Genomic DNA, 20,127 nt, shown 5'->3' on the forward strand with positions numbered 1-20,127 from the left:
TGTTCCCCCAAGGCGTCCTGACTGATGGTGATCGAGCCGACAGCATCCCTACACCATCAAGGAACTGACATGAGTCCACAGAAAGCAGCGGCTGCGAGCGCACGCGACTGGGGCGTCCTGCTCGTCCTGTGCGGCGCGATCTTCCTGGAGGGCATCGATGTGGCCATGCTCAATGTGGCCCTGCCATCCATCCGTGCCGACCTCGGTTTGTCCACCGGCTCCCTGCAGTGGGTCATGAGTGCGTACGTTCTCGGATACGGCGGCTTCATGCTGGTCGGCGGACGCGCCGCCGACCTCTTCGGGCGCCGCCGGATGTTCGTCTTCTGGCTCTCGGTCTTCCTGCTCTTCTCCGGCCTGGGCGGATTCGCCACGGAAGGCTGGATGCTGATCGTCGCCCGGTTCGTCACGGGAGTCGCCGCCGCCTTCATGACCCCGGCCGGCCTGTCCATCATCACCACCAGCTTCGAAGAGGGCCCACAGCGCAACAAGGCCCTGCTCTTCTACTCCGGCACCGCGGCCGGCGGCTTCTCGATCGGCCTGGTCGTCGGCGGGCTGCTCACCTCGATCGGCTGGCGCTGGGTGTTCTTCGCCCCGGTCGTGCTCTCCGCGCTGATCCTGCTCGCGGCGCTCGCCTTCGTGCCCAAGCCGTCGCGTCCCGACCGCACCGGACAGAGTGTCGACCTGGTCGGCGGCATCACCATCACCGCCGCCGTCGTACTGCTCGTCCTCGGCGTGGAGCGCGCCACCCACACCAGCCTCGCCTGGACCCTCGGCACACTCGGCGCGGGCCTCGCCTTCCTTGCCGCGTTCATCGCCACAGAACGCCGCTCAGGATCCCCGCTGGTCCGCCTCGGCATCTTCCGCAGTGGCGCCCTGGTCCGCGCCAACCTCGTCGGACTGCTCTTCGCAGCGGGCTTCTTCGGCTTCCAGTTCCTGGTCGTCCTCTACCTCCAGGAGCTGCGCGACTGGTCGACCCTTCAGACCAGCTTCGCGATGATCGTCATCGGCGTCGACGCGATCCTCTCCCCGCTCCTCACCCCAAAGCTGGTGAACCGCTTCGGCAACGCCCGGGTGATCTTCGGCGGGCTGCTTCTGGCCTCGCTGTCGTACGCCCTGTTCCTGCCGGTCGGCGCCGACTGGACGTACCTGGCGATGTTTCCCAGCCTGATCACCCTCGGTATCGCCTTCTCCCTCGCCTACGGCCCGCTCACCATCGTCGCCACCGAGGGCGTCAAGGAAGAGGAGCAGGGCTTGGCCGGCGCACTGCTCTACACCTCCTTCCAGTTCGGCGCCGCGCTCGGCCTCTCCACGGTCACCGCCGTCAATGTCTCGGCCACCGCATCGACGTCACCCGGCGCGCTGCTCGACGGCTACCAGGCGGCCCTGTGGGTCCCCCTCGCCGCGGCCCTGCTCGCCACGCTGATCAGCGCCTTCGGACTGCGCACCGGGCCGACGGCCACCGTGGTCGCAGCTGGCGAACCCGCAGACCGTACCGCTGACGAACTCCCCGCCTCGCACTGATCCATCACCGGCAAGGAGCGCCCCCATGCCCACCACAGTCTGAGAATTCTCCGACCTGCAAGACACCTTCCTCGGCTACGTGCGTGACATCAAGTCGCCCGACAGGCGGCCTGATCAACCACCAGCCGACCCGCCGGCACACCCCGACCTCAATCGCGGACCAAGCGGGAGTGTCATGAATTAGGTGTGATCCTTCCCGAAGGAGTCATCTGATGAATGCGACGACAGGTCACCTGATTGAGGCCGTAGACCGCGTGTCGCTTGCCGTGGCCGACGGCAGTGTCCAGGGTGCCGACGTGAAGTCGATGCCGGTGTCTGAGAACGGTCTGTCCAGCGAATTGCTGGAGGAGCTGGCCGCGCTCGCGGCCGAGAAGGTCCATGGCGGCGAAGGGCTGCGGCTGATGGGCGAGGGCGGGCTGCTGCCCGAACTGGCCCAGCATCTGATGCAGGCCGCCCTGGAGGCCGAGATGGACGAGCACCTCGCCGCCGAGGCCGGCCGGGTCGGCGGGCGCGGGTCCCGCTCGGGCGGCAACATGCGCAACGGCTACCGGGCCAAGAAGGTCATGACGGAGGTCGGCGCCGTGACGGTGCAGGTCCCCAGAGACAGGCTGGGCACCTTCCGGCCCCGGCTGCTGCCCGTGCACGCCCGCCGCACCGGCGCGCTGGACGACCTGGTGCTCTCACTGACCGCGAAGGGCCTGACCTCCGGCGAGATCGTCTCCCACCTCGCCCAGACGTACGGGATGACGACCACGAAGGAGACCATCTCCACGATCACCGACAAGGCCCTGGAATCGATGGCGGAATGGCGCACCCGCCCGCTCGATCCGGTCTACCCTGTCGTCTTCATCGACGCCGTGCACGTCAAGATCAGGGACGGTCACGTCGCCAACCGGCCGGTCTACGTGGCCGTCGCGGTCACCGCGGACGGCTACCGCGAGATCCTCGGACTGTGGGCCGGCAACGGCGGCGAGGGCGCCAAGTACTGGCAGACCATCCTGACCGAGATCAAGAACAGAGGCGTCCGCGACGTGCTCATGCTGGTCTGCGACGGGCTGAGCGCCCTGCCCGACGCGGTGAACACCGTCTGGCCCCAGACCGTCGTGCAGACCTGCGTGGTCCACCTCATCCGCGCCAGCCTGCGCTACGCATCGCGCCGCGACTGGGCCGAGGTCGCCCGCGACCTCAAGCCCGTCTACACCGCCGTCAACGAGGAAGAGGCCCGGCAACGGCTCGCGGACTTCGACGCCACGTGGGGCAAGCGCTACCCCTCGATCGCCGGCACCTGGCAGCGGGCCTGGAGCGAGTTCGTACCCTTCCTCGGCCTGCCCGACGCCATCCGCCAGGTCGTCTACACCACCAACGCCATCGAGTCCCTCAACGCCCGCTACCGGCGCGCGGCCCAGGCCTGCGGGCACTTCCCCAACGAGCAGGCCGCCCTCAAACGCCTCTACCTCGCCACCCTCGCCCTCGACCCCACCGGCCGCGGCCGCCAGCGCTGGAACAACCGCTGGAAGTCCGCCCTCAACGAGTTCGACGTCCTCTTCGACGGCCGCCTTACCGCCGGACGAGTGTAGGCCGAACAGCCCACCCACCAACTCGTAGGCCAAACAGACGAATCACACCTAATTCCTGATAGACCCGACCAAGCCGTAGTCGGGCGCCTGGTGAGGGCTGGGTCCCTTGTTGACTGATCCTTGTCCCTTCCGGCCGCCGGGAAGGGCAAGATCGGCTGAACCGACGGATGCAGAGCGGAGGACTTGAGCATGAGTGGGAGGAGATGGTGGTGGACGCGGTTCTACGCCGTCGCAGCACTGCTTGCCGTGGCGGCGGTCCTGTACGCGTGGGGTGTGGATCGCGTCGACGACATGGGCAAGGTGATCGGTGTGGTCGCCGCGCTGTTCGGCCTGCCACCGCTCGTTGTCACCGCCTTCCGGCTCCAGCAGGGCGCAACGGGTGCCGGTGAGTCACTGGAAGTCACGGCTGACGCCCTGGCGGAAGCGATACGGCACCAGTGGGAGGCGGAGGCAGAGGTGTGGCGGCTGAACTACCCGTACCCGCTGCCGGTTGCCTGGTCCGCGGCCGACCCTGAAGTAATGGTGGATTGGAACGTGTTGTGCGAGGCTGCGAGACACGTTGCCGGCGGCCCCTCGAACGGAACCGATCGATGGGCCGCCGGACCGGAGGGGCTCAGCGGCTCCGGCAATGACATCCACGAGGTCTTCTTCCACCGTGTCCCCACACGACGCCTGGTTGTCCTGGGCGAGCCGGGCTCCGGCAAGACCATGCTGTTGGTCCGGCTGCTCCTGGCTCTGCTCGACCCTCCACACCGCGAACCCGGCGGTGCCGTACCTGTTCTGTTCGCCTTGGCGTCCTTCGATCCCCAGAGGCAAGATCTGCACACCTGGATGACCAGTCAGCTGATCCAGGACTATCCAGCGCTCGGTGCCCTCGCTCCCGGCGCTGGCATCGCACCCGGCAGACGGGACCATACGATGGCCCGCGCACTGGTGGAACGCCGCCTCGTTCTACCGCTGTTCGACGGCCTGGACGAAGTGCCCGATGCGCTGCGAAGCCATGTGTTGAACTCGATCAATGAGGTGTTCAATGCCAAGGCCCCACTCGTTCTGACCAGCCGCAGCGCCGAGTACCGTCAGGCCCTCGCCCCCACCGGAGGCGCCATCATCGTGCGGCTGGACGGAGCCGCTGGGATCCGGCTTCACCCTGTAGACGCGGAAACGGCAATCACGTATCTGCGCAGCGATGCCGGGGGGCAGCAAACGGAGGGCGCCGATCGCTGGGCTCGTGTCGCAGATGCACTGCATGACCCGTACTCGCCTGTTGGGCAGGCGCTGAGCACACCGCTCGGGCTCTTCATGGCCCGTGCCATCTATAACCCGCGTCCCGGGGAATCAACCGGCGAGGTTGCGCACCCCCATGACCTTCTGAACGCCGGCATCGGCTCGACGAGGGCTGCCGTGGAGCGTCACTTGTACCGTGCGTTCGTCCCGGCTGCCTACCGCCCCCACCCCTCCCGATCCTCCCGCTGGACCCCACAGCAGGCCGAGCGGTACCTGATCTTCCTGGCGCGTCACATGCAGTACTCCCTGGGCGGCACCACGCATCTGGCTTGGTGGCAGTTGTCGGCGTCTTTCCCCGCTTACCTCCTGATGATCGCGTTCGGCATGAGCAGCCTGCTCACCGGTGCGACCACAGGTCTACTCGCGGGCTTGAGTCTGGGAAGGCCAATGCTGGGAGTCGGCAGTGGTTTGGCAACGGGCGCCCTCATCTGCATCGCTACCGTGGTGGGACTTTTCTTCACGCCTGTGTACGAACAGACGGGACCCAGCTCCGGCATCGGCTGGCTGCCCAACCCCTTCGTCGCCATCGGAGCCGGCGCCGGCTCCGTGGCCGGTATCGCGGTCGGTCTGCCATTCGGACTGGAAAACGGTGTGACCACCGCCATCGGCACCGGCTTGGTCGGAGGGCTTGCAGGTGGGCTGAGCTCCCACATCCCCCATGCCGCCGATCCGGTCAGCCCTGTCGACCTACTGGCCTTGGACCGCCGCGTCTTCCTGGGGCTGTGGCTGGTCTTCGGTCTCGCAGCCGGCTTCGTCATCGGATTCCGCACGCACCCGGGCCTGGGAGCTCTCGCGGGCTTCGCGTTCGGCGCCTTCGTGGCCACGGGCGGAGCACTGTGGTGGCGCTACACCACCGCTCGCCTTCTTTTGGCGGCCCAAGGACGTATCCCATGGCGGCTGATGCACTTCCTGGCCGACGCTCACGAGCGCCGTGGAATCTTGCGCCGCGTCGGCGCCGTCTACCAGTTCCGCCACCTCACGCTGCAGGAGCATCTGGCCCATCGCGACGCCTACCGGTAGTTCGTCAAATCCGGTAGTGGCGCGGGTCCCCAGGGTCGGGCCTGTGGTCGGGTACGCACGCGCCACTCGGATTGCGGAAGGGCGGTCTGGGTGGAAGGCATGGGGCTGTGACGTGGACGCTGCCGGAACCGATGCTCGCCACCTCTGTGCCCGACCCGGTGCTGCTGCCGGGGTGGGCGGGCGAGCCGAAATGGGACGGGTGGCGAGCCTTGGTCTCGGTGGAGGCCGAGCACATCATGATGCGCTCACGGAGGGACACCGACCTGGTCGCTTCGTTCCCGGAGATCGAGACCGGGAGCAGGCAGTTGCCGGACGCGACCGCGCTGGACGGCGTTATGTGACCTGTACGGGTGTCTCAGACCCAAGATGTCTCAGACGGCGCACCCCCTGCAGACGAGACGCGTTCGCCGCCGATGGTTCGGGGAGCCGAAGAAGGAAATAGGCCGCGCTGCCGTCGGCGCGGCACAGATGACCTGCGTGAATGAAGCGGATTCAGCGGACCGCTGGTGCGGTCGTCGGCTCAGCGGTGCGTGACGCCGTGGGCAGCCCCTTCGAGTTCGGTCCCCAGGAAGCATTCCCGCGCGGTTTCCCGCGCCTGGTGCCGGTGGCGAGATGGGCAGCATCAGCACCGAAAGACATCACGGTGCCATCTGGCCATGCCTGGGCTCCGCCGTCTGGGCCCTGCCCACCACCACCAGCTTCGAACATGCGATACCCGCGGCAGGCCGCCCCTTGTTTCCTGGCGGTAGGGGCGCAGGAACGGAGCTCACGGTTTGCCGGCGCGGAGACTATGCGCAGACGTCAGTCGGCGGTTCCGGCTCGTCGTCCGTTCGTGGCCTTTCCCGTACAGCACCCCACGCTTCCCAGACCCTTACCGGATCGCCGGACGCGACCACTTGCCATCGACCGACGACCACCGTATGGTCGTATGAACGTAAGACATACGATCGTACGACCATACGGACGTACTCCAAACCCAAGGGAGCTCGTGATGGCGACAACTCAGCCGGTGGCACTCGTGACAGGTGCGTCCACCGGTATCGGAAAGGCGGCCGCCCTCGCGCTCGCCGCAGCGGGTTTCGAGACGGTGGGAACAAGCCGGAAAACGTCGGGAGCCGACCGTCACGATGGCGTGACGTTCCTCGCCCTCGACGTGGGCAGCGACGATTCGGTCGCCGCCGCGGTCGAGCAGGTGATCGAGAGGTTCGGGCGGATCGACGTCCTGGTCAACAACGCCGGCATCGGCTCCTCGGGCGCCGACGAGGAGAACTCCCTCGCCCAGTCCCAGCGCCTCTTCAACATCAACGTCTTCGGTGTGATGCGCATGACCAAGGCCGTTCTCCCGCACATGCGCGCCCAGGGAAGCGGGCGCATCATCAACGTCTCGTCCGTCCTCGGGTTCCTCCCCGCGCCCTACATGGCCAACTACTCAGCGTCCAAGCACGCCCTCGAGGGGTACACCGAGTCCCTGGACCACGAGATCCGCGAACACGGGGTCCGGGCCCTCATCGTCCAGCCGGGCGGTACCAAATCCTCGTTCGAGGCGAACACCGTCGCACCCGACATGCCCATGCAGATCTACGCGGAGCAGCGGCGCATCGCCGACAAGCTGGCGTTGGCGGTCAACGAGGAAGGCGACGACCCCGCCATCGTCGCGAAGGCGATCGTCGCGGCCGCCACCGACTCCAAGCCGAAGGTGCGGTACACCGCAGGCCGGCAAGCCCGGCTCGTCAGCGCGGCGCACCGCATCCTTCCCGCCGGGGTCTTCGACGGACAGATCCGCAAGATCAACAAGCTCGCCGGCTGAGATCTGCAGACAGTGCACCGCTCCGATATCGGTGGAGGCTTTGGACTGCCCCGAGTTGGGTGGAGTCGAGTAGCCCGTGGACGCCGCCAGGGACGGCATGGTCGGGCGCTGAGCGGCTTCGTGCACATGGCGGCTGACGAGCGGATCGGCGCCCTGTGTCCGATGCTCGCGAAGAACTTTGACCCGGACCACCCCGATCTGTTCGTCGCACACGAGCGGCTGATGGAACTGGTCGGGCAAATGATGCAGCGCGCCCGAGAGGCCGGGCAGTTGCGCCCCGATGTGGAGTCCGGCGATCTGATGGTCGCCGTCAGCCAGCTCACCCGGCCGCTGCCAGGCACCGAGTGCGAGGGCATCGACCGCTGCGTGCACCGTCATCTGCAGATGCTCCTGGACTGCCTGCGGGCACCCGCCCACTCCGTACTGCCCGGATCGGCCGTGACCGTGGAGGACATGCGACGAGCTTGACGGATCCGGTCGGTCAGATCGATACCGATTAGTTCGGCACCCGGCGCTCGGCGCCGGTCAGTAGTCGCAACCAGTAACCACCTCGTACACGCTTTCGGCCGTCGACGATGACGAGCCGTCCCTGCCCCTGCCCCTGTCTCGATGTCCCGACGCCTCGCTGTCTCGATCTTCATCTCCAGCTTTGTCTCTCTGAACTTCTCTCATCGTCTTTCGCCACGAAGTCCCGAAGTGAATATCCCCATGTCTGAAACAGCTCAGGCCACCGCCAAGCGGAGGCCCCGCCGACGCGCAACCGGCTGAGCGCGCCCCCGATCCCCGGCTGCGTCCACGCCGCCCAGCCCGCCCTCCCTCATTCGTCGGACAGCCCGCTGTCCTCGGCGCCCCAAAGCCGCCGGCGCCGGCCTGGCGGCTGTCCAGACCGGCGGACGGCGCGACGTCACGCGGGAACGCCGAGCGGCGGGTGCTCGAGCACGCGGGGCTTGTACTCGACCAGCTGGATGCGGCCGTCGAAGGTGCGGTGCTCGATCATCTCGAGGGCAACGTCCGGATAGCCGTCGTAGATGCGTTCTTCGCCCGTGGCTCCGGTGATCACCGGGAACATCACGACCCGGAAGCGGTCGACGAGTCCGGCTCGTAGCAGGGACCGGCACAGGCTGAGGCTGCCGATCGTGCTGAGGAGCCCCGAGCCACTCGACTTCATGGCGCGGACCGCCTCGACGGCCTCGTCGCGGACAAGAGCGGAGTTGGCCCACGTCAGTGGCTCCTCGAGTGAGGAGGAGAACACCACCTTGGACGCTTGCGTGAGCTCGTCGACGGACGCCTCTTCTTCGGGCCTGAACTCGTCTTGGCCATGGGGGACCTCGCCTGCGGCGAAGCCCGACATCAGGCGGTAGGTGTTCGCTCCCATCAGGTAGGTGGCCTCGGGCTGCTCGCCGAGCCATGCGAGGTACTCCGGGCCCTCGAGGCCCCAGAACCCGGGCCATCCCTCTCCCGATGCGTGGCCGTCGAGGGAGGTGATGAAGTCGACGAGAAGCTCCGACATGGTGGTGTCCTTTCCTGGGGTGTCACGAGCTTGGACCGGCCGGGAGCCACAAACTCATCGGCCGCGCTGTGGAGTAACGAGAAAACCCATGACGCTGCAGCCGATCAGGTCGGCGGAGCGGCACCGCTGCGGAGCCGGAGGCCTACATGATTGCACTATGCACGCAGTCTGGTAATGATCTCCACGCGATTGAGAACGGCGGTTTGAGTTCTGTTAAAGCCCCAGCTCAGCCCCAGCCACGAACGGCCCACCCCGCTCTACTGGGTGATCGGTGAGGCTTCGCTGCCCGACGTCGCGGGTACTTCATCCACTCACCTGCGACGGCGGCGGAGCACTTCCGTGAGTACGGCCCCACTCCGATCGACGGCGAACCGATCGCGCTGGTCTTCGCCAGCGACAGCGGGGGCCATCTGTTCGCGATCGGAGCCAGCGGACAAGTCTGGAAGTCCACCACGGCCTCCTGGTTACTGACCTTGTTGTCGTGTTGTCGTCAGGGTGAGGCCTGTCCCGATGAGGCAGCCGTCAATGACGTTGCTGCGGTATTGGATCTGGCGGAGGCCCTTCCTGAAGGTGTGCATCAAGTGGTCGGGGTCGGTGAAAGCCGTGTTGGCCTGGCTGCTGCGCCGCAGCAGGGACCAGATGCCCTCGACAAGGTTGAGGTGAGGTGCGTAGGCCGGCAGGAAATGGCAGGTGACCCAGTCGTGGGAGTCGATGAACTCCCATAGCCAGCGGTCTTTGTGCACGTTCAGGATGCCCCTGTGTTGCGTCAAGCAGCAGCAGCCGAAGCGCCGGCTGGCGTCCGCTGGATCTGACCATAGATCTCGCGAGCGACGTAGCGTTATGGGCGAAGCTCGGTGCCTTCGCCTCCGACATGGCGGTTCTGGTGCCATAGATCGCCGACGCCCCCTCCAAGACCTCAACTTCGGCCTGACCCTCACCCGCGTCCTGACGTGTTCCACCAAGCGGGGCATCCGGACCAGCCCCACCGTCGCCGTCCTCGGCAAAGCATTCGCCAACATCGAGGGATCGGTACGCTGTCTGGCACCGGAACTCTCCCTCATCGAGGTGTTCAAGGGGGAAATGCAGCACGTCATGCTGTCCTCGGCGGTCGAGACCGTCTCGATGGAACCGATGGCCCGCACCGCCCTGGAACTGATGCTCGGCATCGGCTCGGTGACCGACCAGGTGAACGCCCTCATGCGCAATAGGCACTCCACATCCCCTACGGAGGGTTAAGCCCTCCACGCCGAGCACCACCGGCGGTGTGCCGGTGGTGCTCGGGAAGGAAATACGCGAGCGCCGACTCACGCGGCTTCGACCGGGCGAACCGGTGCAGGAACCGCTCATGCAACTCGCCCAGACCCGCTGCCCACACCCTCACCCCATCACCGAATACCCCCCATGACGCAACGCACTGCGGCTCTGGGGCCAGGCGGTTGGGTTTCTCTCCCGGGGCGAGCCGGCCCCGCCGCCCGGCCGCCGCGTTCTTCGCCGCCGCTTTGCGAGTGGCCTCGCGTAACGCGTCAGGACGCATCACCACCCCCTTGCCGTCGGCCTGGATCACCAGCGGCATGTCCCGGGTACACGGCACGGGGATCTTCGCCGCGTAGAACGCGGCGACGTCCATGGCCGCCTCGACCACGAGCGTGGCCAGCCGCCGCTTGCCCACCACTTTCCCGCAGCGGCGCTCGATCGCGGCGCCGGCGTGGTCGAACGAACCGCGCACCGCCTCCAGCACCGCCAACCGGCGCACCCCGAGCGAGTGCCGGCCCGCGGGCAGGGACAGCGCCGCATCCGCCGGATACTCATTGGACGATCCCGGCCCCCGGTGTGCGACACGCGACACCCGCACCACCCCGAACAGGCTGGCCAGCCAGCGGCAATTGCCCGGCTCCCGCCAAGTCCGCGGTCGGCCGTCCGGGCCCTTCACCAGCCCGGCCTCGCCCGCCCGCACCGCATCCTCCTCCGACCGGGCACGCAGATCGAGGTGGTCCTGCATCAGCTGACGCAGCAGCTCACGGTCCCGCTGTTCGAGCAGAACCTCCAGCTCATCGTGGGCCAGGGCCGCCGCCGGGGCGTCGGCCAGCGCCGAGACAAGGCGTTCGGGGCACTGCGGGAGCAGGAGAACGGATCAGGTTCGTGCAGGGCGTCGTACTGTTCCACGGGGCTCTTCTTCCGGTGGACGCGATGTGGTTGGCACCCTCGAATCTACGGAGAAGAGCCCCTTGGTCACCGCGAGTTGGCCCCGGTCCTGCCCGGCCTGGTACGCGTTGTGCCACGTGTCGCGGCTGGACCTGCTGCTCTCGGCTGAGCTCCTGCAGGCCGTCGGCGAGGCACCGACGTCACCGGTTGCCGACAGTTCACGAGGCATATCCCGTACGCCATGAGCACTCTGAACTACCTTGAGACAAGAAGGTGTTGGGGGAACCGTCCGGTACCGGCGCAGCATCGGTACAGGCATGAAGAACGGCCGTTGACACGGTGTGCGCGACCGTCACGCGGGGCGTTGGAACTGGAAAACGAGCACGCGCCGAACGGGAGGGGATCGTGACGTATGCGAGAGCCCGGTTGGTTTGCGGAGTCGTGATGACGTGCGCGACGCTGCTGGCCGGCTGTACGGACGGCGGCAGCGATCCGGGCGGGGAGACTACGCGGGAGTCGAGCCCGGCCGCCGACCGGAGCGACGGTGACGCGGAGACCGGGTCGTCCACAGGCACGGTCACCGGTGCCGGTGCCTTACCCGCGGCCTCGCCGACCGAACAGGCGGACCCGGCGAAGCAGCCGCAGACCGTGGCCGAGGCGCGGGCGTTCGTCCGGAAGATGATCGCCGATCCGGAGCTGGTCGGGTCGGGGGCGGTGCCGGCGATGCCGTACGAGAGCGACCCGAGCACCTGGGCCGTGCTGGGCGAGGACTGCGCTTGGCAGCGGGAGGGGCTGCCGAAGGACGTACTGGCCACGCTCACCCGGCACTTCGAGGTGCCCGCGAGCGGTGCCGAGGTACCGGTGCGACTGTCGGCCACGGTCACGGTGCACCGGACGGCACTGGACGCCGCCTGGGAGCAGGCCGGGATGCTGGAGGAGGCCGTCGGCTGCCCGGAGCAGACCCTGCGGGCGGGCGAGCGGCTGACCGATCTCTCCTCCGTGGCCGTCGCGTGGGGCGAGAACGCCAACACGTCCACCGACGACTCGCTGTCGGAGACGGGCACGTGCGTCAGCGACACCCGGGGCGGGCCGTACCCCTACTCGTGGACGCAGTGGGTGTTCGGCTCGGTCGTGGTCGCCACGTCCGTGTGCGGAGGGCAGGAGGAGGGCACCTCGAGCGAGCTGGATGTGACGGTCGGGATGTTGCTGCGGGTGCAGGAAGCGATCGGGAGCCCCACCGGGGCCGGTTCGGCCTCACCGGCCCCGGCCACCCCTTCCAGCAGCCCCACCGTCGAGGACAAAAAGGGCGGCGAGTGATGGAGCGCCTGCTCGCCACCGACCCCTCCCGCCTGGGCGGGAACCGGCTGCTGGGGCGCCTGGGCGCCGGCGGCATGGGCGTGGTCTACCTGGCCCGCACCGAGACCGGAGACCTGACCGCGGTGAAGGTGATCCAGCCCGAGTACGCCGGCCGGGCCGAATTCCGGGCCCGTTTCCGCCGCGAGGCGTCATCCGCCGGGCAGGTCGACAGCCCGTGGGTGGTACGGGTGCTCGGCGCCGAAACGGAGGCCGCGGCGCCGTGGCTGGCCACCGCGTTCGTGCCCGGACCCTCGCTGGCCGAGGCGGTCGCGGCCTGCGGACCGCTGCCGGACCGTGCGGTACGGGTGCTGGGCAAGATGCTGGCGCGCGCCCTGACCGCCGTGCACGAGGCGCGCCTGGTCCACCGGGACGTCAAGCCGGGCAACGTCCTGCTCGCTCTCGACGGCCCCCGGCTGATCGACTTCGGCATCGCGCGTCCGACGGCGACCGACGAGATCGAGCTGACCTCGGCAAACATGGTGGTCGGCACCCCCGGCTTCCTCTCTCCCGAGCAGGCACGCGCGCAGCAGGTGGGGACGGCGAGCGACGTCTTCTCGCTGGGGTGCGTGCTGGCGTACGCGGCCACCGGCCGACTGCCGTTCGGCACCGGCGCGGCGGACGCGCTGCTGTACCGCACCGTCAACGACGCGCCCGAGCTGGACGGCGTGGCGGACGCCGGGTTGCGGGCGCTGCTCGGCCGCTGTCTGGCGAAGGAGCCGGAGCGGCGGCCAACGGGCGCCGAGGTGGACGCGGAACTGGTGGAGGACGCCCCGGCCGGCACCGTCGACTGGCTGCCCGACCCGGTGGTACGGATGATCGCGGAACGGTCGGCGGAGATGCTCGCCCTGCCGGGCATCGAGCCTACCGAGGTGCCGCAGGAGTCGCGGAGCCACAGCCGCCGCAGGGTCCTCGCCCTGGGCGGCGGTGCGGCGCTGCTCCTGGCGGGCGGAGGCGCAGCGCTGTGGGCGGCGCTCCGCGATGACGAGGACACCCCGGAGGCACAGACCGCGAACAGCCCCTGGGTCATCGGTCTCCACGCGGATCTGACGGGCTCGCTGGGGGGGACCGGGCGGGCACAGGAGCGGGGGGCACGGCTGGCGGTGGAGCGGTTCAACGCCCGCAGGGCCAGGCCGTTCACCCTCGCCCTGCGGACCGAGGACGACCGAGGGGAGCCGGCCCGCGCGGTCCAGGCGGCGCGGCGGCTGACCGGCGCCGCCGATGTCCTCGCCGTGCTCGGCCCCACCGGCTACGCCTCGACGCAGGCCGCGCTGGAGGTCTACGACGGCGCCGGGATGCCACTGCTGACGGTGTCGGAGCTGTCAACCAGTGCCGCGCAATCGGCCATCGCCGGCACCGCCCCGCGCTCGTACTTCCGGGCCGCGACGCTGTCCGCGTACGGTGCCTTCGCCACCGTCACCGCACTCGGCGCGGCGGGTGTCGGCAAGCTGGGTCTGCTGGGAGACAGGGCGGGCAGGGTGGCCGGTATGGAGTCGGTGATCGTGGCCGGCAGCGCCGCAAGCGGCCTGCTGGAACTGTATCTGCGCGTGGTGCCCGCCCTCGCGGGCACAAGCGCTCTGGGACCCGTCACCGACGACATGCTCGGCCGCGGCGTCGACGGTTTCTACTACATCGGCACACCCGAACGTGCTGCCGCGGTCGCCCGCACCCTCGCGGAGCGGAACTTCACCGGGCCCCGCTACCTCGACACCGCCTCGGCCACCGAGGCCTTCACCTCCCTGGCCGGCCCGGCGGCCGAGGGCTGGCAGGTACATACGTCGTACATCGGACCCGACGCCCCAGCCGTGAGCGACTTCGCCGCCGTCTACCGCAAGCGGTACGACAGCGCGCCGGGCCCGTGGGCAGCTGAGGCGTACGACGTGACGCGCCTGCTCGCCGACCGGCTCACCGCCCTCGCGCCGAAAGGCGGCAGGCGTCCCACCCACGACCGGCTCACCCGGGCCCTCGCCGCGGCCCGGTTCACCGGGGTGGCCGCGACCTACGCCTTCGACGACCAGAAGCGGACGAAGAAACGGCTGCTCCACCAGTTCCGCGTCCAGGACGGCCGGTTCGCCTATGTGGGCGTCCTGGACGTCACCGGATCCTGACGTGGTAGGGGCCGGAGGGGCCGTGGGACCGGAGGATCTGGACTGATGCGGGCGCTGTACGCACAGGACCCCGGCGAGCTGGGCGGGCACCGGCTACTCGCCCGGCTCGGCGCGGGCGGCATGGGCGTGGTCTACCTGGCCCGTACCGCCGACGGGACCCTGGTCGCCCTGAAGGTCATCCGCGCCGAGTACGCCACCGACCGGGCTTTCCGGGAGCGGTTCCGGCGCGAGGCCTGGCTGGCCAGGGAGTTCACCTGCCGCTGGCTGGTGCCGGTCACCGCCGCCGACGCCGAGGCCCGCGAGCCGTGGCTGGCCACCGCGTTCGTGCCAGGGCCCTCCCTGGCCGAGACGGTGGACGGCCACGGCCCGCTGACGCCGTATGCCGTCACCGCGCTCGGCGCCCGGCTGGCGGAGGCGCTGACCGAGGTGCACGAAGCCGGTCTGGTGCACCGGGACGTCAAGCCGGGCAACATCCTGCTCGCGCTCGACGGCCCCCGGCTGATCGACTTCGGCATCGCCCAGTCCCCGGGCCTCACGGCGCTGACCGAACCCGGCGCGATCGTCGGCACCCCCGGCTACCTCGCCCCCGAGCAGGCCCGGACCGGCGGCGAAGCGGCCCCGGCGAGCGACCTGTTCGCCCTGGGCTGTGTGCTGGCGTACGCGGCCACCGGGCAGCGGCCCTTCGGCTTCGGTGACCCGGCCGCCGTGCTGTACCGCACCGTGCACGAGGAACCCGACGTGCCCGGCCTCGACGGGCTGCCGCCCCCGCTGCGTACAGCGATCACCGGCTGCCTGGCCAAGGACCCCGCCGGGCGGCCCACGGCGGCCGAACTCGCCCGCTCCCTACGGGCTGCCGACCAGGAGCCAGGGACGGCGACCGGCCCCGATCACCAGACCGCCCCCGCCCGGCAGTTCACCACCGCCCCCGACCGTCCGGCCGACTGGCTGCCCTCCGCGGTACTACGACTGGTGGCCGACCGCTCCGCCCGCGCGCTGGACCCGCCGCCCCGACAGACCGGACCCGCGGCCCCACAGGAACCCACCGTCGTCGACGCGGGGCGCGCGCCCTCCCGCCGCCGGATCCTCGCCATCGGTGGCTCGGCCGTCGCGGTCCTCGCCGCGGCCGGCACCGGCACCGCGATCCTGCTGACGAACCACCAGGAAACCAAGCAGGGCGGCGCGGCGCAGAATCTGCCCGCCCATGTCATCGGCTTCCAGGGCGCCCTGACGGGTGATCAGAAGAAGGTCGGACTGGCGCAGGAGCGCGGCGCCCGGCTCGCCGTGGCCGCTCACAATGCCCGCAAGGACACCCGCTTCCGGCTCGCCCTCACCTCGTACGACGACCGGGGCGAGGCCGGGCGGGCGACGGACGGGGCCCGCCGTCTGCTCGCCGAGCCTTCCCTGTGCGCGGTGATCGGCCCCACCACCGTCGCCGCCGCCCGCGTGGCGGTCCCCCTGTACGGGGAGGCGTCCACACCGGTCCTGCCCGTCTCGGCCGACTACGACGCTTTGGGGCTGTCCTCAGCCACGGAACGCACCCTCTGCGTGACCACGGCCCCGAGCAGGTACCGGACCACACCGGTGCTCGCCTACCTGACCTGGGTCCGCAAGGTCGAGCGCACCGCCGTCGTCCAGGACCAGGCCGCGGCCGGGATGGCCGAGACCGCCCGCGACCTGCGCGAGACACCGCCCAGTGAAGGCACCTCCACCGTCCACCCGGTGGCGTCCGGTACGGACGACTTCGGCCCGGCCGTCGCCGCCGCGCTGGCCGCGCACCCCGAGGCCATCGTCTACGCGGGCACCTCGCCGACCCGGGCCGCGGCCTGTGCCCGCGCGCTGGCCACCGCGGGTTTCACCGGTCCCCGGGTGACCTTCGAATCCGTCATGCGCCCGGCTTTTCTGGAAGCCGCGGGCGAGGCGGCCGAGGGCTGGGTGTTCGGGGCGCCCTACAGCGAACCGCAGTCGTCGGACAGCAAGGCCGCCAAAGCCTTCACCGCCGCGTACCGCGACCGCTACGGCGCGCCTCCCGCCCGCTGGGCCGCCGAGGCCTACGACGCCGTGGGGCTGATCGTCGCTTCCCTGGACGCCCACGGCGGCGGCGCCGGCATCACCCCCGGGCAGGTCGCGGAGCGCCTCTTCAAACTCACCTACGACGGTGTGGCCAAGCCCATCCGCTTCACCCAGGACATCACCCACGGCCTCACACCCGAGAACACGAGCTTCCTGTACCAGGTCAAGGACGGGAAGTTCCGCTTCCTCGGCCGGTACGACCAGGTGAGCTGACAGGCTTCGTTCCGCGTGCGCACCGCTGGGCAGGTGGTCGATGGCCAGGCTGATCACTGTCCCCTCGACGATGGGGAGCGTGCCGTCGGCCGCGGCCCAGGACGAGCGGTGGGTCAGTCTGGGGTGGAGCCGGTTCCAGGAGCGGGCTCTGGCGGTGCCGTAGAGGCGTGTGTCGGTGACGGTTTCGGTGTCCGGGGTGCCCCAGGTGTCGGGTTGCCCGAAGACGAACTCGTCTCCGTGCCGGGGTGGTCGGCCCTGGGTGTGCGGCAGCCGGGCTGGGGCAGCCCTGCGCAGGACGCGGTCTGATCGCATCCGGGCCAGCACTTGCACGGGCAGGTCCCTCAGGAGGAAGCCGAGGCGGGGTGCGTCGTATCCGGCGTCCGCGACGATGAGGATGTCAGGGTCGCCCGTCTGCCACTGTCCCGCGGCGATCAGTCGCTGAAGCAGATTGCGCAGCTGGCGGGCGGTGACGGTTGCGGTGTCGTCGCCCGGCGCCAGCCGAAGCGCGTCCAGGGGTGCGGTCCATGAGCTTCGGCCGGACTCCAGTGCGCAGATGATCGAGTAGGGCCAGCCGGGGACCGGAATGTGCTGGTCCTTGCCCCGGCCGTAGGTGTGACACAGGATCCGTTCCGGTGAGGTGTGGGCGTCGGGCCGCAGCCAGCAGGTGACATACACGGCCAGGACCAGTCGGCCGTCGGCAGCTCGCGGCAGTGGCACTTCAGCCAGTGCCCGCTGCAGCCGGCCGGCATCAATGCATCCACGGGCCAGGCCGGCGTAGAGCCCGCCATGGCCCCGGCGGTGTTCCCCCACCAGCGACAGCTCGGCCAGCGACCTCACCGGCCCATCGCCGCACAGGACAGCATCAGCCAGCTCGAAACAACGCGTCCGAACGAGCGGTCAGGCAGGAGTAGAACCCACCCCGGAAGCATGACAGGGAAGCGGACGTCGAGGCCGCAGGGGACGTCTGGGTCGTAGGTCGCACAGAGAGTCTTGCCGCCGTCCACGACCGCGAACTGGAGCACGCAGCCCCAGTCCATGTACTCGCGCGCCAGTCCGAGGCCGATCCAGGAGCCCGACTTCGCCCTCTTGCGCATGTGGCCTCCGTTGGCGTCGTCGACGAAGAAGCCCCAGGCGCCGTCGGATTTCCCGCCGGGGCAGCTGGCCGTGGCGAGCTTCTTGGAATCAAGGCCCGTTGCGGTGAATTCCCGGTCGGCGGAAAAGGAGATCCTTTTTCGGGTCGCTGACGATCCCCCAGTTGGGCAGGGTGGCCAGGTATTCGCTAAGGGGCCTGCCATTCACACTGAAGGGCGTGTCCCAGGCGGTGATGAGGTTGTACGTCGCGCCGGGCTTGTAGTTGAGGAGCGGCATCCCGGAGGGGTTGCGGTACGAGTTCGTCGGAGCGGTGCCGCCGGACGAGCCGATCGCGTCGACGGTGGACCCGATGATGTTGCGGAGGCCGCGCACGGCGCCACCGACGATCGCGCTGATGCCCCCGAGAATGCCACCAACGCCGTCGGACATGCCGGTCGGGGCGGAATTGGTGATGGGGCTGTTGCTCGAGTAGGCGTAGCCGTTGAGGGTCTGCGGCTTGTCCGGTTCGAGCAGCGGGTCAACGCTCAGGAAACGGCCCGTCGCCGAGTCGTACTGGCGGGCGCCGAGCTGCGTGAGGCCCGTCGTCTGGTCGGATGGCCTGCCCAGGAAGCCCTTGTCGTCGGGCCAGCTGCCGCCCGCCGCGCCACGCGGGGCACCGAACGGCTTGGTGTAGCGCTTGACGAAGGCCAGGGTGTCCGAGGCGATGGCCAGACTTGAGGTGCCCTGGTGGTTGCCGGCCAGGAAGGTCAGCTTCGTGCCGGACCCCCCGGCGGCGGAGGTGCGCACCGCGAAGGTCGTGCTGCCTGCCGTGTACCTGCGGCTGCCCGACAGTGCCTTGGTGGCGCCGTTGCCGTGTTCAAGGTTTTCGGTTGGTGTGAGAGTGTGCGCATCCCGCCGACCGGGACGACTCGCATACGGGCCGCCGGACTTGTCCCGGCGTGGGCGCAGCGGGGGCGGCGCCGCGTGCGGGGTGCAGGGTGCAGGGGGCGAGCCGAGGTTTTGCCGGTTCTGGGTGCCGAAGGTGGACCAGAGGGCTGCGGTCAGCAGGAGAAGCGCGCCGAAGACGAGGTGGACCGGCCTGCCTACGAAGTGGCCGAAGAGGAAGCCGGTGGCGAGGATCGCCCCTGCGCTGACGACCCGGAGGGCGGAGTCGAGGAGCCCGTGCCGGGTGCCGAACAGGGCGGCGGGGGCCCGGAGCTGGACGAGGAGTCCGAACCGGCCGGCGAGCCCTGCCGCAACACCTCCACCACGTCTGGGGCTACGCCTTGCTGGCCGTTGGCGCACGGATCACGGGTGAGCTATCCTCCGCGCATGCGCGGACAGTTCACCGGCTGGCCGGAGCGGGCCATGGACGTGTTGTGGCAGCTACAGGGCGAACCGACCCACGCGACCCGCGAGCGCCACCGCGCGGACCGCGAGCGCCTGGTCCGGCAGCCGATGATCGCCCTGCTGAGCGAGGTCGCCGACGCCGACCCCCGGTACGAGGACTTCTCCGTCTGGCACTACCGCACCGACTCCTGGTGGTGGCAGCACCAGAGCGCGGTGATCCGGCTCGCCCGCAAGATCGAGATCGGTCTCCGGTTCGACCTGGACGGCCTGCGGATCCAGGGCGCCTGGTGGTACCCCGATCCCGGCCAGGTGGACATGTTCCGCAAGGCCGTGGCCTGCGAGGGGAGCGGCCGCGAACTGTCCGGCATCGTCGAGGAGGTGCGGAAGAAGGGCTATGAGATCTCGGGGGACATGATGAAACGCCCTCCGCACGGCTATCCGACGGACCATTCCCGCACGCACCTGCTGCGCCACCGTTCACTGATCGCCGCCCGGCCCCTCGGTTGCGAGGAATGGCTGCACACGCCCGAGGCGGTCGACCGGGTCCTCTCGTCCGCCGCCGACCTGGATGCCCTGCTGATGTGGCTGGTCCGCCACGTGAAGCGCGCCGCCTGACATCAAAGGTGCCGCACGGCACGGGAGGCCCCACACCCGTGCCGCCGGCCCCGCCCTCAGAAGGTGATGCGCACCTTCAGCGCCGACCGGACCCCGGACGCTTCTCTCCCTGATGACCCGTCATCGACGTGCAGGCCTACGGCGCCGACAGACTCCCCGGCGGGCCGACTTTCGGCGCCGGCCGCTCCCCTCGGCAGGTCAGTTGTTCTGCCCCGAGGAGGCCACTTCGTTGAGGTCGACGGTGTCACCGGCAGCGGGCTTCTCAGCGTCCACGGCCTTGCCGTACTCGCTGAACGTGGCGGTGTTGGGGCTCTTCCCGCCGCTGGTGGTAGAGCGCAGGGATTGTAGGGCTTGTCCTCGGTGGCCACGAACAGGCTGAGCGTCTCACCGCCCGCCGACTTCTTGGTCAGCCGGATGGCCTTCTTGCCGTTCACGGTCGTCGTGGATCCGTTCTTCAGCCCCTTGCGCTCGGACTTGTCCTCGTCC

General features: G+C 69.5%; 12 protein-coding genes and 4 pseudogenes. 11 read left to right on the top strand and 5 right to left on the bottom strand.

Annotation, left to right across the window (positions count from 1 at the left end; translation table 11 throughout):
* Positions 1–69 precede the first annotated feature (69 nt).
* The 6 genes and pseudogenes from OG622_RS02430 to OG622_RS02455 all read left to right on the top strand — a co-directional run.
* Positions 70–1,521 carry an MFS transporter gene (locus OG622_RS02430; RefSeq protein ID WP_371572824.1) on the top strand — a complete coding sequence of 484 codons (1,452 nt, stop codon included), beginning with the start codon at positions 70–72 and terminating at the stop codon, positions 1,519–1,521.
* A 305-nt stretch (positions 1,522–1,826) separates the two neighbouring features.
* Positions 1,827–3,098: an IS256 family transposase gene (locus tag OG622_RS02435; RefSeq protein ID WP_371583971.1), complete on the top strand. Its 1,272-nt coding sequence runs from the start codon at positions 1,827–1,829 to the stop codon at positions 3,096–3,098.
* A gap of 189 nt (positions 3,099–3,287) precedes the next feature.
* A complete protein-coding gene (locus OG622_RS02440) occupies positions 3,288–5,402 on the top strand; it encodes an NACHT domain-containing protein (protein ID WP_371572825.1) in 2,115 nt (704 codons plus the stop codon).
* Between the two features lie 107 nt (positions 5,403–5,509).
* Positions 5,510–5,743 (top strand): hypothetical protein, encoded by a 234-nt coding sequence (locus OG622_RS02445; RefSeq protein WP_371572827.1) that lies wholly within the window; start codon positions 5,510–5,512, stop codon positions 5,741–5,743.
* 650 nt (positions 5,744–6,393) lie between these two features.
* Positions 6,394–7,209: an oxidoreductase gene (locus OG622_RS02450; protein ID WP_371572829.1), complete on the top strand. Its 816-nt coding sequence runs from the start codon at positions 6,394–6,396 to the stop codon at positions 7,207–7,209.
* 105 nt (positions 7,210–7,314) lie between these two features.
* Positions 7,315–7,677, top strand: a pseudogene (locus OG622_RS02455) (TetR/AcrR family transcriptional regulator); the annotation flags it as partial.
* A 436-nt stretch (positions 7,678–8,113) separates the two neighbouring features.
* Here OG622_RS02455 and OG622_RS02460 read toward each other — a convergent pair.
* The gene (locus tag OG622_RS02460) at positions 8,114–8,719 is read right to left on the bottom strand and encodes a dihydrofolate reductase family protein (protein ID WP_371572830.1); all 606 of its coding nucleotides are present in this window, start codon (positions 8,717–8,719) and stop codon (positions 8,114–8,116) included.
* A gap of 464 nt (positions 8,720–9,183) precedes the next feature.
* Positions 9,184–9,468: pseudogene (locus tag OG622_RS02465) on the bottom strand (transposase); the annotation flags it as partial.
* A 91-nt stretch (positions 9,469–9,559) separates the two neighbouring features.
* On the opposite strand from OG622_RS02465, the gene OG622_RS02470 reads away from it, so the two are divergent.
* Positions 9,560–9,955 carry a hypothetical protein gene (locus OG622_RS02470; RefSeq protein WP_371572832.1) on the top strand — a complete coding sequence of 132 codons (396 nt, stop codon included), beginning with the start codon at positions 9,560–9,562 and terminating at the stop codon, positions 9,953–9,955.
* Between the two features lie 196 nt (positions 9,956–10,151).
* On the opposite strand, the pseudogene OG622_RS02475 reads toward OG622_RS02470, so the two are convergent.
* Positions 10,152–10,882 (bottom strand): annotated as a pseudogene (locus tag OG622_RS02475) (ISKra4 family transposase); the annotation flags it as partial.
* 423 nt (positions 10,883–11,305) lie between these two features.
* Here OG622_RS02475 and OG622_RS02480 point away from each other — a divergent pair.
* The 3 genes from OG622_RS02480 to OG622_RS02490 are packed head-to-tail and all read left to right on the top strand — an operon-like array spanning position 11,306 to position 16,605.
* Positions 11,306–12,178: a hypothetical protein gene (locus tag OG622_RS02480; protein WP_371572834.1), complete on the top strand. Its 873-nt coding sequence runs from the start codon at positions 11,306–11,308 to the stop codon at positions 12,176–12,178.
* Complete coding sequence (locus tag OG622_RS02485; protein WP_371572837.1) at positions 12,178–14,322, top strand: bifunctional serine/threonine-protein kinase/ABC transporter substrate-binding protein; 2,145 nt, start codon at positions 12,178–12,180, stop codon at positions 14,320–14,322. The genes OG622_RS02480 and OG622_RS02485 overlap by 1 nt, the downstream gene beginning before the upstream one ends.
* 45 nt (positions 14,323–14,367) lie before the next feature.
* On the top strand, positions 14,368–16,605 hold the full coding sequence (locus tag OG622_RS02490; RefSeq protein ID WP_371572839.1) for a bifunctional serine/threonine-protein kinase/ABC transporter substrate-binding protein: 2,238 nt from the start codon (positions 14,368–14,370) through the stop codon (positions 16,603–16,605).
* Positions 16,606–16,623: 18 nt separating this feature from the next.
* Here the strand turns inward: OG622_RS02490 and OG622_RS02495 are convergent.
* Positions 16,624–17,587 (bottom strand): annotated as a pseudogene (locus OG622_RS02495) (transposase); the annotation flags it as partial.
* Between the two features lie 200 nt (positions 17,588–17,787).
* Complete coding sequence (locus OG622_RS02500; protein WP_371572841.1) at positions 17,788–18,981, bottom strand: RHS repeat-associated core domain-containing protein; 1,194 nt, start codon at positions 18,979–18,981, stop codon at positions 17,788–17,790.
* A gap of 27 nt (positions 18,982–19,008) precedes the next feature.
* Between OG622_RS02500 and OG622_RS02505 the strand changes: the two genes are divergently transcribed.
* Complete coding sequence (locus OG622_RS02505) at positions 19,009–19,641, top strand: DUF2461 family protein (protein ID WP_371572842.1); 633 nt, start codon at positions 19,009–19,011, stop codon at positions 19,639–19,641.
* The last annotated feature ends 486 nt before the right edge of the window (positions 19,642–20,127 follow it).

The sequence above is a fragment of the Streptomyces sp. NBC_01314 genome, from assembly GCF_041435215.1.
Classification (GTDB): domain Bacteria; phylum Actinomycetota; class Actinomycetes; order Streptomycetales; family Streptomycetaceae; genus Streptomyces.

Coding starts and splice junctions, on each gene's coding strand:
- OG622_RS02430 (WP_371572824.1), top strand. CDS start 70: ATGAGTCCACAGAAAGCAGCGGCTGCGAGCGCACGCGACTGGGGCGTC.
- OG622_RS02450 (WP_371572829.1), top strand. CDS start 6,394: ATGGCGACAACTCAGCCGGTGGCACTCGTGACAGGTGCGTCCACCGGT.
- OG622_RS02480 (WP_371572834.1), top strand. CDS start 11,306: ATGACGTGCGCGACGCTGCTGGCCGGCTGTACGGACGGCGGCAGCGAT.
- OG622_RS02505 (WP_371572842.1), top strand. CDS start 19,009: ATGCGCGGACAGTTCACCGGCTGGCCGGAGCGGGCCATGGACGTGTTG.
- OG622_RS02435 (WP_371583971.1), top strand. CDS start 1,827: ATGCCGGTGTCTGAGAACGGTCTGTCCAGCGAATTGCTGGAGGAGCTG.
- OG622_RS02440 (WP_371572825.1), top strand. CDS start 3,288: ATGAGTGGGAGGAGATGGTGGTGGACGCGGTTCTACGCCGTCGCAGCA.
- OG622_RS02460 (WP_371572830.1), bottom strand. CDS start 8,719: ATGTCGGAGCTTCTCGTCGACTTCATCACCTCCCTCGACGGCCACGCA.
- OG622_RS02485 (WP_371572837.1), top strand. CDS start 12,178: ATGGAGCGCCTGCTCGCCACCGACCCCTCCCGCCTGGGCGGGAACCGG.
- OG622_RS02490 (WP_371572839.1), top strand. CDS start 14,368: ATGCGGGCGCTGTACGCACAGGACCCCGGCGAGCTGGGCGGGCACCGG.
- OG622_RS02470 (WP_371572832.1), top strand. CDS start 9,560: ATGGGCGAAGCTCGGTGCCTTCGCCTCCGACATGGCGGTTCTGGTGCC.